The organism is Chitinophaga sp., from assembly GCF_036569185.1.
Classification (GTDB): Bacteria; Bacteroidota; Bacteroidia; order Chitinophagales; family Chitinophagaceae; genus Chitinophaga.
In genome coordinates, this window is the sequence record NZ_DATCRD010000258.1 from 1 (window position 1) to 16526 (window position 16526).

Below are 16526 nucleotides of genomic sequence, written 5' to 3' on the forward strand. Positions count from 1 at the left end.
ACGGGCGTAAATTCAATGGATGTAGCTACAAAGCCCATTTTTTTATGTTGCATTTCCAGTACCACGCCTTTGTCGGTGAACATGCCGATGGGCCCGCCTGCTTTTAATGGAAGGGCAGTGGTATACCAGATAACGGTGGAATCTTTTTTATTGATGAGAATAAGCTGCTGGCAGGGATAGCCAAGTATTTGCTTAGTGGCATTGGTAGCAATGCTTTCTCCTTTACTGATATTTATTGGTTCTTCTTTTATTTTGCCTTCTTTCTTAGTCCATTGTTTTTTTTGATCAAGATCTACGTATAGTTCGTCCCCGTTATCCGACTGGATATTTATACTTACGTCTGCACCGTCGCCCTCTTTTTTCTGAGTAGGGTTGTAGAATGTTTTATAGCGTTGGCCGTTGAACCACAGGGAAAGGTCCTGGGTGGCGGTTTCGGGGACCATGTCCTTGTATTGCATCTGCTCCGGTTTCAGGTTGGCGTGCAGGTTTATCGTAAGCACATAGCTGATTTTACCGCTGTTTTTTTCCTGTGCTGCTGCGTTTATGCTAACGGCGAATAATAAGGTGAAAATAATTTGTGATGTTGTTCTCATAATGATGACTATTTAATGTGATGAATTACTTTTTTTAAAGGAACGGATCTGGTAAATCAGGCTTGCCATGAAATACTGTCCCAGTATGGTGTTTTGCTGGTCTTCCGTGTAGCCGCCGCGCACCATTCGCATGATGTTTTTATTTTGGCGGAGCAGGTCGGTGGCGGCTATTTTCACGGCATATTTTTTACCGATATTTTTGTTAAGCGATACATTCCATAGCAGGGCTGTGGAATTATAATTGTTGCTGAGCCCGGAAGTGGTGTATCCTGTCCATTCGCTTTCCGCCTGCATATTCCAGGGCAATGTGGCAATAGCGGAGAGATCATAATTAAATAACCAGTAGGGCTTTTGCAACAGGGAGCTGTGGTTCCATGCTGTATTGATATGTGCGGAGATGTTCAGGAATGATGCGGGATAATAGTTGAAGCTGATATCCGGCGCTATGCTGTATTGTTTATTATTGCTTTGTATGCCGTTGAACAATGAAGGGTAAGCATTGTACGAAGCCAGGATGCCATAAGTAATGCCGGATCCTTCTTCATCTGTTTTGAAGAAGTGCTGGAAGGAAATGTTCGTATTGGCGTAGCCGTTAGCATTGATGGTGCTGATGCGTTGTTTGCCGCTGCTGTCGGTAACGGCATAGTCTGTGAACTGGCGCGATACCATACTGCCATTAGCTGTGATATTGGTATAGCTGCCGCTGGAGGCGTTTGTAAAAAGGTAAGATGCCTGTACACTTCGTCTTATGGCCGGTTTCAGGTATGGGTTTCCCTGCCGGATATATACCGGGTCGCTGATATCAGGAAGTGATTGCAGCTGCGAAAGACCGGGAAGCAACACATTGGTTTGATAGTTGAAACTGATTTTCCGGGCTGGTGAAAATTGATACCGGGCGTAGATATTGGGCAGCAGCGTATGGTAGATGTTGCTGACGCGGTAATGGTATACCCGTGAATCACTTTGCTGCCGGTTGGTTTGCAATGATGTTGCCGCGGTGTAACTGAAACGTTTGTACTTTGCCGACAGTGCTATGCCAGGGGCGCTGCGGATGTTGGTGCCGGAGAAGTTGTCGTGATAGCGTTCGTCCGGTTGTGCGTATTGTTGCAGTACCGGGTCGAAGTTGAGCGCGGACTGTAGCTGTTGCGTACTACTGTAATTAAAATCTTCACTGAGTTGCAGGGTATAGATACGTGATAACGGTATCGTATATACGAGTTGATTAGTTACCGAAAAGCCACGACCCTGTATGTGAAGCTGTTGGTGAATGGAATCTGTTTGCGGTATTTTGATGTTGTAAATATTATTGAAGGAAGTGTTTTGCGTAAGGCCGTTATTATTCAGCCAGGCGGGGGTTACGGTGAGTGAAAGTGTATGCCTTTCCTGCCGGAATTTATGCCGTAGCAGTATATCTGCTGTGGCTTGCCAGCTGTTGGTATTACTATGGCGGTATTGCGTACCGTCATTCAGCAGTTGCGTTTGCGTTTCATTCATAGAGCGAAAGGAGCGCTGATCAGTATGGATGGAATGGATACTGTTGAATATGGGGGATATTTTGATACTGTTGCGCGCGTTCACAGGGATATCGATACTGGCATTTACGCGGTGGTTATTGCTCACATCTGCGTCATTGCCCTGCTGGTAATAATGATAGCTGGTGTCTGGCAATTGGTATAGCCGGTGGCTGCTATAGTTATTGCGGGATGCAAAGCGGTTGTAGAAATAACTGCTGCGCAGGGCGGTGTTATTGGCAAAATCGTTGTTGAAGTTTACGCCGCCGTATTGGGTGTTATTCAACCCTGTAGGATTGGATAACTGCGCCAGTTCTTCCGGGTCATCTGATGTTGCCTGTACGCCTTTCATTTTAAAGATTTCAGCCATGGCATAGGGGGGAAGCTGGTCAAATATTTCCGGGTTATTACCGGCCAGGCGAAGCAATTCGGCCGCGCTAAACCCTGATTTATTAACGTTATTGGCTTTGAATAAAAAGGAAAGTTGTTTATCCCCGGCAAAGCTGTTGACGTTCATTCCGGCTTCATAGCGTTCCCGGTTACCGGCTCCTGCAGATACATTGCCGAAGTGACCTTTTTTCATTTCTTTTTTGGTGACGATGTTGATGGTTTTGGTGCTTTTGCCGTCATCTATGCCGGTGAAGGCAGCCTGGTCGCTCTTTTTGTCCAGCACCTGGATTTTATCAACCATATTTGCCGGGAGGTTGCGGGTGGCAATAGCGGGGTCGTTGCCAAAGAATTCCTTACCGTCTACCAGTACTTTTAAAACCGTTTCGCCCTGGGCAATAATATTGCCGGCGCGGTCTATCCGCACACCTGGTAATTTGCGAAGGAGTTCTTCTACTACGGCATTTTCTTTTGTTTTATAGTGCGCGGCATCATATTCAAGGGTATCCCCTTTGGCACGGATGTCTGCCTTTCCTTTTATCACTACTTCCTTCAGTTGTTTGGGCGCCTGTGCATAACTGTCGGAAGCAGCTGCCAGTAAGCAACACAGGAAGATCACAGCTTTTTGTATCATCGTTTATAATTGAACAATACAAAATTAGGATCGACGTGTATGCCTGACCGTTAATGAACCTGAGTATAGTGTGAATGATTGTTAAAAGACGAGCTTGTATCCCTGTCCCCTTACATTGATGAGTTGCACGCTGGTATCGTACTGGAAGTATCTCCGCAGTTTGCTGATATATACATCCATGTTACGGGCGTTAAAAAAGTTGTCGTCCCCCCATAGTTCCAGCAGCATGCTTTTGCGGTGGGTGGTAGTATTGGAACGTTCCGCCAGCATGCGGAGCATATCCGCTTCCCGCAGGGAGAGCCGGATGGTAGCCGATTCATGTTTCAGTTCCTGCCGGTTATGATCGAATACATACTGGCCAATGCGGTAAATGCCTTTGGAAGTATGGGTGGAAGGACCCCCATGCGCACGCTTGATCAGCGTTTTGATACGGAGAATAAGCTCCTCCATGCTGAAGGGTTTTTTGATATAATCGTCGGCGCCGCTTTGCAGCCCGCGCAGCACATCAGCAGTTTCGCTTTTCGCGGTGAGGAAAATGATCGGCGTATGTTCGTCTACGTTACGGATATCTTTTACCAGTGAAATACCATCTTTTTGCGGCATCATGATATCCACTACGCAGGCATGGGGCCGGAAGGAGAGGTAGGCGTCCCAGCCCTGCCGGCCATTGGCGGCGTGCATGATGTGAAACCCGTTCAGTTCCAGCGTTTCTTTTACCACCCCTGCAAGGGTGAGCTCATCTTCCACCAGCAGCAGTTTAATTTTTTGCATAGCGTGGAAATTGAAGGGTGAACATAGTACCGGCTCCCGGCGTGCTGCTTACTTCAACGGTGGCGTGCAGCTGTTGTGTAAGCGCTTTCACATGACTGAGGCCCAGGCCGTGGCCTTTGGTATCCTGCGTGTCGCCGTTGGTAACCCGGTAAAATTTATCGAAGATAAAAGGGAGATGGCTGTTGGCGATGCCTTCCCCATTATCGGTGACTGTAATAACAACACGTTCCCTGTTATCTTTTATAGTGAGCGTGATCTGTTTTTGTGGCTTGTTATTGTATTTAATGGCATTGTCGAGCAGGTTGCTGAAAATAGTTTCAAAGGCCTGTTTATCTGTTTCAATGCTATGGTGTGCTGATTGGTTATCTATGCAGATGTTCACATTTTTTTGATAGGCGAACCGTTTGATAATTTCCTGCAGGCTGTGTTCCAGTGGTATAGCAGCTACCGGCCGTATGCCGGGTTGTTGCTCCTGCCGGGTAATGGTCATGATCTCGTCGATGAGCTCCTGCAGTTTGCCGAGTTCTTTTTTGTTGAGTTGAAGATACCGTGTGGTCATTTCGGGATTGCTGCTGCCGCCGAAGTTCAGTAGTGCTTCGTTGGTGGCCTGTAATACGGCTACCGGCGTTTTCAGTTCATGCGTAACATGGCTGATAAAGTCCTGTTTCATTTGTTCCAGTTTCTGCTGTTTTATAATGGTGCGCCAGAGGGTCCATATGCAGCCAATGATCAGCAGGACAACGAAGATGGAAACTATTATAGCCGGTGATATTTGTTTCAGGAGATAGCTGGTTTCACCTGTAAACAGTACCCCGATAGTATTGGTTTGGTTATTCAGCGCCGGGTGGATGAGCAACAGGTGCGGGTTCTTTTTTACATCGCTTAATATAGGATCAGTATACAGTTTAAAAGGGAGCCTGATATTTTTTTCTTCCAGCAGCAGCCTGTATTCCCGTTGGAGAGTATCCATATTTACCAGCTGGAAACCAAACGATGAAAACATGCGGGAGAGGATATTGCTCATTTGTGCATACTCCACATTGGGAACGGAAATATTATGTGATTTACCAGTATCCAGGTGCAGGCGGGCGGTCAGGATATTGATCATACTGTCGCGGATAGCAGCCTGTTCTTCCGTTTCATTTTCGCTATCTTCCAGGTCGATATAGGAGGATATGCTCAGCCGTTTAACGGTGTCATTAGCCGGCTTTATCTGGCCGAAATTGCTCATCATAGCGGCATCGTAGGCTTTTTGCAGGCATTCGGTAGCGGCAGTGCGGAAGGTTTGCCTGGCGCTCAGCCAGGTTTGCCTCAGCCAGTATAGCTGGAAGAGCAATGCTACGGTGGCGGCGGGTACTGCCAGCTGCCCAATTCTTTTAACCGAAAGTTTCATACCGGGCAAATATAAATGGAGGCGCATTTATATCTCCTTTTTTTTAACAATCATTAACATAACCGCATTTTGCCTGACGCGGATTTTGTCTGACTCCGGATTACACTGATTATACTGATTATCTTGATTTGATAATATTCTGATTAACGGATTACATCTCGCATAGCTATAAGTAAAATAACTATGGTTATCTTAAAAATATAATATGATAAAATCAAGGTGATCAGTATAATCAGCGTAATCCGGAACCAGGACAATTTACATCGCCGAAGGCGATCTTTGTGTACTATTTACACAAACGATTTATTTTCGCTGCCTTGCTTTTAACATTCAAAATTGGTAACTTAGGAATGGTGGTTTTTCATTTATTTACTATTCTAAAAGTCTTGCCATGGGAAAGGTACGTAATATCCTGCAGGTAAAGGGTCATGCAGTATTCTCCATAAATCCCGACAACACCGTTTTTGAGGCCCTGCAACTCCTTGTTGACCATAACGTCGGAGCATTGACAGTAGTTGATGAAGATGAACATTTCATGGGAATTTTTTCTGAACGTGACTATGCCCGCCGGGTGATCCTGAAAGGACGTGCTTCCAAGGAAACGCTGATCCGTGAAATCATGACAGAACGGCCTATCACGGTGACAGAAGACGATTCGATCGAGGACTGTATGGGATTGATGACAGATAAAAGAATCCGTCACCTGCCGGTGGTAGACCAGCAGAACAGGCTGGTAGGTTTGATTTCGATCGGGGACGTGGTGAAGTTTATTATTGACGACCAGCAGCACATCATTACCAGTCTTGAATGCTATATCACGGGTACGCATACCTGAGTATCGCATTTTTAATCTTTGTTTAATCATTGTAATTTTTGTAACTTCAACTTCATATAGTCTTTACCGTATCGCAGCAATTGAAACGTTATGAAACCGGGCTCATTCCGGTCTTCCCTCTTGATCAGGCGGTTTACAGACTAGCATTACCTAACAGGCATGTTCAGTAGATTGGAAAGCAGACTACTGGTTTTTACAGACAGACTGGCAAAACGGACTTTTAAGTAAATCGCTCGGAGGGCGAACACTTTGAAAAGCGCTGTTTCTGACATCACCCCCATCTGGCCATTTTTAGCATATGGTGCTATCGTTGTGATACTCATCAGTATCATACTGGGGCTTTCATATGTACTGGGGCAACGGCATAAAGACCGCGCCACCGGCGAGGCCTATGAGTCCGGTATCATCTCCACCGGCTCTGCACGATTGCGGTTTCCTTCCCAGTTTTACCTGGTAGCGATGCTCTTCGTTATTTTCGACATTGAAACGGTTTTAATTATCTCCTGGGCAATCGCCTACAAAGAAGTTGGCTGGGCCGGCTTTCTCGGCGTTGCCATCTTCATCTTTATATTACTGGCAGTACTTATTTATGAATGGCGTAACGGCGCATTGGACTTCGGGCCCGATGGTAAAAGGATTTTACGCGCATATAAGAAAATGCGGAAGAAAAGATCCGCTAACGTTAACGGTTACACGGACATTAAGACTCCAACGCCACAGGCACTGATGTAGCAATAGCATGTTGATTTCATGATCCGGTAAATCAACTTTTTTATGAAATGGTGGCTAACCAACGCGAATGATGTAACGGGTAAAATATCCGGCAATACTTCTATGGAAGAAGTGATACAGCAAAGCGTAATGCTCACTTCTGTGGAAAGTTTGCTCGCATGGGGACGGAAAAATTCACTCTGGCCCTTTCATTTTGGCCTTTCCTGTTGTTTTGTAGAAATGGCTACCGCTATGACCCCTAAGTATGATATGGCGCGCTTTGGCGCGGAAGTAATCAGAGGTACTCCTCGCGAAGCAGACGTCATGATCATAGCAGGCACCGTATTCATAAAAATGGCGCCCGTCATTCAACGTTTGTATGAGCAGATGATGGAGCCCCGCTGGGTAATATCCATGGGCTCCTGTGCTAACTCCGGCGGTATGTACGACATCTACAGCGTGGTGCAGGGAGTAGATAAATTTTTACCGGTAGATGTGTATGTGCCCGGTTGCCCGCCACGCCCCGATGCATTTATGTCGGGCCTCGTGATGCTGCGCGACAGCGTGGGCAAAGAGAAACGGCCGCTCAGCTGGGTGATCGGAGAGGAAGGTGTGGTGCGGCCGGAGAAAATATCCATGAAAGATGCCTTGCGTGAAAAAAGGCAGCAAATGACTCATTTTAAAACACCCGATCAGATATAATAAAACTTACTAACACTAACGGATATATGAAAGATTAAACCGGAAAAAGACCGCAGTATTTATCTTACCCCATCTAAACTTAATACGCCATGCCAGAGCGCATTGCAGCGGAATTAAGCTCCCGTTTTGGTGATATCACCTTCGAACCTCAGGTTACACGGGATGGGACGCCCACCTTCTGGACGCCACAAGAGCATATTGTGGCCGTGCTACAGTTCCTTAAATCTGAAATACAAATGCCCTACCGCATGCTCTATGACCTCACGGCCATTGATGAGCGTGCGTATAAACGGCAGCAGAACGGGCATAAACCCTATGACTTTACCGTTGTTTACACACTTTTTTCCTTCGACAGAAACGAATTCCTGCGCATCAAAGCCGGTCTCCACGGCGAATACCCGGCGCTGGACACCATCACCCCCATCTGGACGGCCGCCAACTGGTATGAACGCGAGGTGTACGATATGTTCGGCATCCGGTTCAATGGCCATCCCCTGTTGAAACGCATCCTCATGCCCTCTACCTGGGAGGGGCATCCGCTCCGTAAGGAGCATCCCGCGCGCGCTACTGAAATGGGGCCGTTTAAGCTCTATGACGAGAAGCAGGACAGGGAGCAGGAGGCGCTACGGTTTAAACCCGAAGAATGGGGCTTAAAACGCCATAGCGAGGACGCAGATTTTATGTTCCTCAACATCGGTCCACAGCATCCGGGCACTCACGGTGTATTGCGCATCATTCTCCAGCTGAATGGCGAAGATATTATAGACGCTGTGCCAGACATCGGCTTCCATCATCGTGGCGCTGAAAAGATGGGAGAGAGGCAGTCGTGGCACACGTATATTCCTTACACCGATCGCGTGGATTACCTCGGCGGCGTGAATAATAACCTGGCCTACCTGTTATCAGTAGAACAACTGGGTGGTATAGATGTGCCGCTACGCGCCCAGGTGATCCGCATCATGCTCTGCGAACTGTTCCGTATTGCCAGCCACCTGGTATGGTATGGCACCTTTGCCCAGGACCTGGGGCAGCTGTCGCCGGTATTCTATATGTTCACCGATCGTGAACGTGTTTTTGAGATCATAGAAGCCATTTGCGGCGGCCGCATGCATCCCAACTGGTTCCGCATCGGCGGTGTGGCGCAGGACCTGCCCAATGGCTGGGAACAGCTGGTGAAAAACTTTATCAGCTATTTCCCGAAACAGCTGAAGGAATACGACAGCATGGTCATGAAAAATTATCTTTTTAAAGCACGTACAAAAGGGATCGGTATCTATACACAGGAAGAAGCCATTGAATGGGGCGTAACCGGCCCGGGGCTGCGGGCCTGTGGCCTGGAATGGGATATGCGCAAGAAACGGCCATACAGCGGCTATGAGAACTTTGCGTTCGAAGTACCGGTGGCGCAGAATGGTGATTGTTACGACCGCGCGGTAGTTAGGGTAGAAGAAATGCGGCAAAGCCTTCGCATCATCGAACAATGCGTGGCCTACATGCCGGAAGGCGATTATAAATCGCACCACCCGCTGGCCACCCCGCCGGTAAAAGCCCGCACAATGCAGGATATTGAAACGCTCATTCATCATTTCCTCAATGTAAGCTGGGGCCCGGTAATACCTGCCGGGGAGGCCGCTGTTTGCACAGAGGCCACCAAAGGATGGAACAGCTACTACCTTATCAGCGATGGTAATACGGCCTCTTACCGCACCAGGGTACGCACGCCGTCTTTCCCGCATATGCAGATGATTCCGCTGATCAGCCGCGGATACACCGTGGCGGATCTGTTATCGATACTGGGAGGAATGGATTATGTACTTGCAGACATTGACAGATAATACAACAACATATGCTTTCTGCTATTGAAATAGAACAGATCACACATGAAATGCAGCAGGTGCCGGTAAAAAAAGCGGCCTGTATTGAAGCATTGAAAATTATACAGGGGCAGCGCCGCTGGGTATCTGATGAAAGTGTGGCAGACATTGCCGCTATACTGGAAATGAGCACTGCGGAGGTCGACAGCGTGGCTACTTTCTATAACCTCATTTTCCGCCGCCCGGTAGGACGGCATGTGATCCTGCTGTGCGATAGCATCAGCTGCTACGTGATGGGCTATACGGAAATTAAACAGCAACTGATGGAACTGCTGCAGATCAGCTACGGACAAACCACGCCGGATGAGCGATTTACCTTGTTGCCCAACGCCTGCCTGGGTACCTGCGATCACGCACCGGCCATGATCATCGACAACGACCTGTACAGGGATCTGACAACAGCTTCCCTTCCACAAATACTGGATCAATATTTATAAAGATGGAAAAACCGCTCACACAACATATCCCCGCATCCGGAGCGCCCCTTCACCTGAAGGAGTATGAAGCAGTGGGCGGCTATGCCGCTTTACGCCAGGTGTTGCAGCAGCTTACGCCCGCGGAAGTAACAGGCAGGGTAAAGGATGCAAATCTCAAAGGCCGTGGGGGCGCAGGTTTCAGTACCGGTATGAAATGGAGCTTTGTTCCGGCAGAAGTTACAGGGCCGCGCTACCTGATCTGCAATGCCGATGAAATGGAGCCGGGCACCTTTAAAGACCGCTGGCTGCTGGAAGGCAACCCGCATCAGCTGCTGGAAGGAATGATCATTTCCGCCTACGCCATACAGGCCACACAGGGTTTTGTATTTATGCGCTGGGCCTATAAGGACGCCGCGCGCATTATGAACCAGGCCATTGCGGATGCCTATGCCGCTGGTTATCTCGGTAAAAATATACTCGGCAAAAATTACAGCCTGGAAATGCAGTTGCATACAGGCGTGGGAAGGTATATGTGTGGAGAAGAAACCGCCCTGCTCAATTCACTGGAAGGCAAGCGCGCCGTACCCCGCGCCAAGCCGCCGTTCCCGCAGGTAAGCGGGCTGTTTGGAAAACCTACTATTGTTAACAACGTGGAAACATTGTCTTACATACCGCATATTATCAGCAAGGGCGGCGATTGGTTCAAATCACTGAGCTATACCGCCGACGGGGGTACGAAAATATACGGTGTAAGCGGAAGAGTAAACAAGCCCGGTGCCTGGGAACTACCTATGGGCGTTACTATGCGGGAATTACTGGAGGAACATGCGGGTGGCATGAAGGCGGGATACCGGTTCCGCGGTGCGCTGCCCGGTGGTGCTTCAACTGATTTCTTAACCGATGCCCACCTCGATGTGAAAATGGACTTCGCAGGAGTAGCTGCCGCGGGAAGCCGCCTGGGTACCGGCACTATGGTGATACTGGACGACCGCACCTGCCCGGTGGGGTTTGTACATAACCTGGAACATTTCTTCGCGCAGGAATCGTGCGGCTTTTGCACGCCCTGCCGCGAAGGATTGCCCTGGACGGAAAAAATATTATACGCAATGGAACAGGGACAAGGCACTTATGCAGACCTGGAGCAACTGGAAATGCATACCAGGCTATTAGGCCCCGGTAATACTTTCTGTGCACTGGCGCCAGGTGCAATGGAGCCGCTGCAAAGCGCACTGAAATATTTCAGAGAGGATTTTGAACAACATATCAAAGAAAAAAAATGTCCATATGCCAATCATACACATTGATAATAAAACCTACGAAGTAAAGGAAGGTAAAAACCTGCTGGAGGCTTGCCTGTCGCTGGGCTTAAACCTTCCTTACTTCTGCTGGCACCCGGCCCTGGGTGCAGTAGGGGCCTGTCGTCAATGCGCCGTTAAGGTGTTCAAAGATGAGGAAGATAAGAAAGGGAAAATCGTTATGTCGTGCATGGAGCCGGTAAAAGACCAGCTTCGTTTATCCATCGACGATAAAGATGCCCGTAATTTCAGGGAACATGTGATCGGTTGGCTGATGACCAATCACCCGCACGACTGCGCAGTATGCGATGAAGGCGGTTCCTGTCATTTGCAGGACATGACCGTGATGACGGGTCATTCTTACCGCGACTACCATTTCACCAAAAGAACTTATAACAACCAATATCTAGGACCATTTCTTAATCATGAAATGAACCGTTGCATCCAGTGTTACCGCTGTGTAAGATTTTATAAAGATTTTGCCGGGGGGAAGGACCTGGATGTATACGCCGCCCACAACCATGTATATTTTGGCAGGCAGCAGGATGGCACACTGGAAAGTGAGTTCAGTGGCAACCTGGCTGAAATATGCCCCACCGGTGTGTTTACGGATAAAACCCTGAAGCAGCACTACACCCGCAAATGGGATCTTACCTCCGCTGCTTCTGTATGCCAGGGCTGTGGCCTGGGCTGCAATATCATCGCCGGCGAGCGCTATGGCGCTGTGCGGCAGATCACCAACCGGTTCAATGGCGCGGTAAACGGTTATTTTCTTTGCGACCGTGGCCGCTATGGCTACGAGTTTGTAAACAGTGAACAACGGATCAAAACACCCATGGTGTATCATGGGCCATCGGATAAGGCAAACGGCATCCCCGTGTTGCAGCATGTACAACAAAGGATGAAGCCGGGTAAAACAATCGGTATCGGCTCACCAAGGGCATCACTGGAATCAAACGCCGTGCTGAAAGAGCTGGTGGGAGAGGAGAACTTCTATCTCGGCGTGTCCGCAGCAGATCACGACCTGGTATCCCTCTCCCTCAGGATACTGCAACAGGGGCCGGTGCGCAGCGCATCCCTGCAGGATGCCGCAGCAGCAGATGTGGTGCTTATTCTCGGGGAAGATGTTACCAACACGGCGCCGATGCTGGCCCTATCTGTACGGCAGGCCATTCGCCGTATCCCGGTAGCGGAAGTGATTAACCAGGTCCATATCCCTGCCTGGCAGGACGCAGCAGTGCGGGAGGCCGTGCAGGACAGTAAAGGGCCCCTGTATATTTTAAATGTGCAGGAAACCAAACTGGATGAACTGGCAAAAGGCGCGTATCATACCGCGCCGGACAATATTGCCCGTATAGGCTTCGGCGTTAGTCACCTCCTGAGCAGTAAAATGCCGGAAGTAAAAGGGATGTCTGAACAAGGGAAAGCGATTGCCGCAGAAATAGCCGAAGTACTTAAAGCAGCAAAGAACCCGCTTATTATTGCAGGCTATGGCGGTGGCAGTGAAGCCATCATCAAGGCCGCGGCTAATGTGGCATGGTCGCTGCACGACCTGGGCATTGATGCCATGCTTACCTACACGGTGCCGGAATGCAACAGCGCAGGGCTTGAAATGCTGGGCGGCCACCGCCTGGATTCCGCAGTAGACCGCGCGCTCAACAACGAAGCAGATACGGTGATCGTGCTTGAAAATGACCTGTACCGCCGGTTGAACCAGCACCGCGCGGAGCAATTCTTCGGAAAGGTGAAAGATGTGATCCTGCTCGATCATCTTTATAATCCTACTGCTGAAAGGGCTACTATTATTTTACCAGCCGGAACTTTTGCAGAATCAGATGGAACGCTGGTAAATAATGAAGGTCGCGCCCAACGCTTTTTCCAGGTGTTTTCACCTGGCTCCGCAGTGCAGGAAAGCTGGCGTTGGCTGTTACAGATCGCAAAAGCAACCGGGCATGCTACACTTTCTGAACTGGAACATCTGGATGATGTGGTGGATCATATCGCCCGCACTCACAAAGTATTTGAAGGCATTGATACGCTGGCGCCACATGCGGATTTCCGCATTGCCGGTCAGAAGGTGCCGCGGGAGCCACACCGCTTCAGCGGTCGCACTGCCATGCAGGCCAATGTTAATGTAAGCGAGCCACGGCCTCCGCAGGATATGGATACTGCCTTATCGTTCACGATGGAAGGCTACCGCGGAGAACCGCCTTCGTCCATGATTCCCTTCTTCTGGGCGCCGGGATGGAATTCCGTACAATCGGTGAACAAATTCCAGGTGGAAACAGGCGGACCGCTACACGATGGTAACCCGGGCCGGCGGCTGATTGAGCCTCACGTTAATGGGCATACGCCGTTTTATACCGAGGTGCCGGAGCCTTACCTGCCGCTTAAAGAACATTTATTACTGGTGCCGCTCTATCATATTTTCGGATCGGAGGAACTGAGTATACATACACCGGGTATTGCTGAGCGTATTCCTGCTCCATACATCATGCTGCACAGCGAAGATGCCAAACGGTTGCAGGTTGCCGAAGGTCACCTGTTACATTTTATGGATAACGGACATCACTATACGTTACCGGTAATTATCAATGATACATTACAGGAAGGCGTTGCGGGGATCCCTGTAGGCCTTCCGGGTATGCAGATTTCAGAGGCGCCTCAATTAATAAAAGTATAACGCTATGATAAACTTCTGGTGGATAATAGGCGGGGTGCTTTTTGCACTGTTAAATACGGCGGCCGGGCTTATCTGGGTGGAACGCCGGATGCTGGCGCTGTGGCAGGACCGCTATGGTCCCAACAGGGCGGGGCCTTTCGGGTTGCTGGTAGTGCTGGCAGATACGATTAAGTTGTTTTTTAAAGAAGATTGGATCCCTCCTTTCGCCGATAAAGTAGTGTTTGTGTTTGCGCCCGGTGTGGTGATGCTGAGTGTGCTTATGAGTTTTGTGGTGATACCATTCGCGCCCGGTATCATAGTGGCCAACCTGAATATAGGGTTGTTGTTTTTCCTGGCCATGTCATCGCTGGGCGTATACAGCGTGGTATTGGGTGGTTGGGCTTCCAATAACAAGTATGCCTTACTGGGCGCCATGCGCGGGGCTTCACAGATGATCAGCTATGAAGTATTTATGGGACTGGCGCTGATGGGCGTGGTGGTATTGAGTGGTTCTTTCAATCTTGGTGAAATAGTAGAGGCGCAACGGAAAGTATGGTTTATCATTCCGCAGTTTATTGGCTTTCTTATTTTCCTGGTAGCAGGCGTAGCCGAAACACATCGTTTGCCTTTTGATATTCCTGAAGCGGAGAGTGAGCTGGTAGCAGGTTTTCACGCTGAATATTCAGGGATGAAGTTCGGTATGTTCTTTATTGGTGAGTACCTGGGCGTAACGCTGATCTCCGGTATGCTGGTAACGCTTTATTTCGGTGGCTGGCTTGGCCCTGCATTTTTGCCGCCGGTGCTGTGGTTTGTGATAAAAACGTTTGCGTTTATAATGCTGTTCATCCTGTTCCGCGCCTCCATGCCGCGGCCACGGTATGATCAGCTGATGGAATATGGCTGGAAAGTATTGTTTCCTTTATCGATCCTGAACCTGATGGTAACAGCTGCCATCAAGCTGTGGTTAAATTCTTAAAACAACGAACATGTTTAGTCTGGTAAGAAGTATGTGGCTGATATTCCTGCATATGTTTCACAAGCGGGAAACATTTCAGTACCCTGAGCAGAAAGCGCCGCTGCCGGCCCGCTGGCGGGGCCGCATTGCGTTAACCCGCGATCCGGATGGTGGGGAGCGCTGCGTAGGCTGTTACCTGTGTGCGGCCGCATGTCCTGTAGATTGTATCTCCCTGCAGGCAACGGAAGACGATGCCGGCAGAAGGTACCCGGAATTTTTCCGGATCAATTTTTCCCGCTGTATTTTCTGTGGTTTTTGTGAAGAGGCTTGTCCTACTTACGCGATACAGTTGTTACCCGATTTTGAAATGGCAGAGTATAACCGCCAGAACCTGGTATATGAAAAGAAAGACCTGCTCATCAACAGCGAAGGCAAGTATCCTGGTTATAACTATTACAACGTAGCCGGCATGGCCATTCGGGGAAAAGATAAAGGGGATGCGCAACATGAAGAACCACCGGTAGATATTAAAAGCCTGATACCATGATAGGGGCTGCATTCTATATCGCTGCATTCATTGCAGTATTAGCTACAGTGATGGTGATCACCCGGTATAATATTATGCACGCCCTGCTGTACCTGGTAGTGTCTTTACTGGCGGTGGCAGTGGTATTATATCTTTACGGTGCGCCTTTCATGGCTGCATTGGAGGTGATTGTATATGCCGGCGCTATTATGGTATTGCTCATCTTTTTTGTGATGATGCTGAACCTCGGGAAGGAGTCGGCAGCACAGGAAAAGCTGTGGCTGAAGCCGCGTATCTGGATCTTTCCTTCCCTGCTTTGCATCGTATTACTTGGGGAGCTTGTGTTCCTGGTATTACAGAATCATCAGCCGGTATCTGAGGTGAAGATGGTAAATCCCAAAGAGGTAGGTATTGCGTTATTCGGGCCTTATATCCTGGCAGTGGAGCTTACGGGGATATTACTGATGGCGGGTATTGTAGGCGCTTATCATTTAGGACGGCAGAAAGAAAAAACATTGCACCGGTTCCTTGAAAATAATCAATCATGATATTACATCCTACCACAGCGGGCATGCTGCTCGCCGGCGTTTTATTTGTGCTGGGGCTGATCAGTATCCTTGTTCGCCGCGACATTATTTTTATGTTGCTATCGGTGGAGATTATGCTGAACGCAGCAGGACTTGCTTTTGTAGTGGCTTCTTCCCACTGGGGCACAGCAGATGGACAGGTGATGTTCATCTTCATACTGGCGATGGCTGCAGCGGAAGTTTCGGTAGGACTGGCATTGATCTTACAGTTATATCATCAGTTCAAAACACTGGATAGCGACGAAGCAGCAAAAATGAACGGATAAAATATTCAATTGTATGTTTCCTGCACTCATACCGCTCATACCTTTTATAAGTGCGCTCCTGCTTATGCTGGGCTGGAAGCGGATCAACCGTATAGGCGTTACCGTATTGGGATGCGGTAGTATTGGTTTAGCTGCACTGGTGGCCGTAATTATTACCGCGCAGTTTGCCGCAAACGGAGAACAGGCCATTGTACAGCATGCCGGCAACTGGCTGGAAGCCGGTGGTTTTAAAACAGGCTTCGATTTCCGGATGGATGCATTGTCGGTGGTATTTGTGCTGGTCGTCACTATCGTAGGGTTCCTGATCCATGTATATGCTTCCGGTTATATGCATGATGAACCGGATTATGCACGCTTCTTTGCCTGTATGAATTTATTTGTTGGCGCTATGCTAACGCTGGTGATGGC

General features: G+C 48.9%; 15 protein-coding genes and 1 pseudogene. 12 read left to right on the forward strand and 4 right to left on the reverse strand.

What is annotated here, in order from left to right; all coding sequences use genetic code 11:
• From VIM72_RS19550 to VIM72_RS19565, 4 genes are all read right to left on the reverse strand, one after another.
• Positions 1 to 593 (reverse strand): GLPGLI family protein (locus VIM72_RS19550; RefSeq protein ID WP_332004503.1); only part of this gene is annotated, 593 nt, incomplete at its 3' end.
• A gap of 12 nt (positions 594 to 605) precedes the next feature.
• Positions 606 to 3125 (reverse strand): outer membrane beta-barrel protein, encoded by a 2520-nt coding sequence (locus VIM72_RS19555; RefSeq protein ID WP_332004504.1) that lies wholly within the window; start codon positions 3123 to 3125, stop codon positions 606 to 608.
• A gap of 81 nt (positions 3126 to 3206) precedes the next feature.
• Positions 3207 to 3896 (reverse strand): response regulator transcription factor, encoded by a 690-nt coding sequence (locus VIM72_RS19560; RefSeq protein WP_332004505.1) that lies wholly within the window; start codon positions 3894 to 3896, stop codon positions 3207 to 3209.
• Positions 3883 to 5289 (reverse strand): HAMP domain-containing sensor histidine kinase, encoded by a 1407-nt coding sequence (locus VIM72_RS19565; RefSeq protein WP_332004506.1) that lies wholly within the window; start codon positions 5287 to 5289, stop codon positions 3883 to 3885. Before VIM72_RS19565 ends, VIM72_RS19560 begins: the two co-directional genes overlap by 14 nt.
• 391 nt (positions 5290 to 5680) lie before the next feature.
• Here VIM72_RS19565 and VIM72_RS19570 point away from each other — a divergent pair, with 391 nt between their 5' ends.
• From VIM72_RS19570 to VIM72_RS19625, 12 genes and pseudogenes are all read left to right on the forward strand, one after another.
• Positions 5681 to 6124: a CBS domain-containing protein gene (locus VIM72_RS19570; protein WP_332004507.1), complete on the forward strand. Its 444-nt coding sequence runs from the start codon at positions 5681 to 5683 to the stop codon at positions 6122 to 6124.
• A 312-nt stretch (positions 6125 to 6436) separates the two neighbouring features.
• On the forward strand, positions 6437 to 6856 hold the full coding sequence (locus VIM72_RS19575) for an NADH-quinone oxidoreductase subunit A (protein ID WP_332004508.1): 420 nt from the start codon (positions 6437 to 6439) through the stop codon (positions 6854 to 6856).
• Between the two features lie 102 nt (positions 6857 to 6958).
• A complete protein-coding gene (locus tag VIM72_RS19580; RefSeq protein ID WP_414648998.1) occupies positions 6959 to 7537 on the forward strand; it encodes an NADH-quinone oxidoreductase subunit B in 579 nt (192 codons plus the stop codon).
• Positions 7538 to 7626: 89 nt separating this feature from the next.
• Complete coding sequence (gene nuoC, locus VIM72_RS19585) at positions 7627 to 9372, forward strand: NADH-quinone oxidoreductase subunit C/D (protein WP_332004510.1); 1746 nt, start codon at positions 7627 to 7629, stop codon at positions 9370 to 9372.
• A gap of 11 nt (positions 9373 to 9383) precedes the next feature.
• Positions 9384 to 9848, forward strand: a complete 465-nt coding sequence (gene nuoE / locus VIM72_RS19590) for an NADH-quinone oxidoreductase subunit NuoE (RefSeq protein WP_332004511.1) — start codon at positions 9384 to 9386, stop codon at positions 9846 to 9848.
• 2 nt (positions 9849 to 9850) lie between these two features.
• The gene (gene nuoF, locus VIM72_RS19595) at positions 9851 to 11131 is read left to right on the forward strand and encodes an NADH-quinone oxidoreductase subunit NuoF (RefSeq protein WP_332004512.1); all 1281 of its coding nucleotides are present in this window, start codon (positions 9851 to 9853) and stop codon (positions 11129 to 11131) included.
• Positions 11112 to 13805 carry an NADH-quinone oxidoreductase subunit NuoG gene (gene nuoG, locus VIM72_RS19600; protein WP_332004513.1) on the forward strand — a complete coding sequence of 898 codons (2694 nt, stop codon included), beginning with the start codon at positions 11112 to 11114 and terminating at the stop codon, positions 13803 to 13805. Before nuoF ends, nuoG begins: the two co-directional genes overlap by 20 nt.
• Before the next feature lie 4 nt (positions 13806 to 13809).
• Complete coding sequence (gene nuoH / locus VIM72_RS19605) at positions 13810 to 14760, forward strand: NADH-quinone oxidoreductase subunit NuoH (protein ID WP_332004514.1); 951 nt, start codon at positions 13810 to 13812, stop codon at positions 14758 to 14760.
• Between the two features lie 10 nt (positions 14761 to 14770).
• Positions 14771 to 15286 carry an NADH-quinone oxidoreductase subunit NuoI gene (gene nuoI / locus VIM72_RS19610; protein WP_325642676.1) on the forward strand — a complete coding sequence of 172 codons (516 nt, stop codon included), beginning with the start codon at positions 14771 to 14773 and terminating at the stop codon, positions 15284 to 15286.
• Positions 15283 to 15813 (forward strand): NADH-quinone oxidoreductase subunit J, encoded by a 531-nt coding sequence (gene nuoJ, locus VIM72_RS19615; RefSeq protein ID WP_332004515.1) that lies wholly within the window; start codon positions 15283 to 15285, stop codon positions 15811 to 15813. The genes nuoI and nuoJ overlap by 4 nt, the downstream gene beginning before the upstream one ends.
• Positions 15810 to 16118, forward strand: a complete 309-nt coding sequence (nuoK, locus tag VIM72_RS19620) for an NADH-quinone oxidoreductase subunit NuoK (RefSeq protein WP_332004516.1) — start codon at positions 15810 to 15812, stop codon at positions 16116 to 16118. Before nuoJ ends, nuoK begins: the two co-directional genes overlap by 4 nt.
• A gap of 13 nt (positions 16119 to 16131) precedes the next feature.
• A pseudogene (locus tag VIM72_RS19625) lies at positions 16132 to 16526 on the forward strand (NADH-quinone oxidoreductase subunit L); the annotation flags it as partial.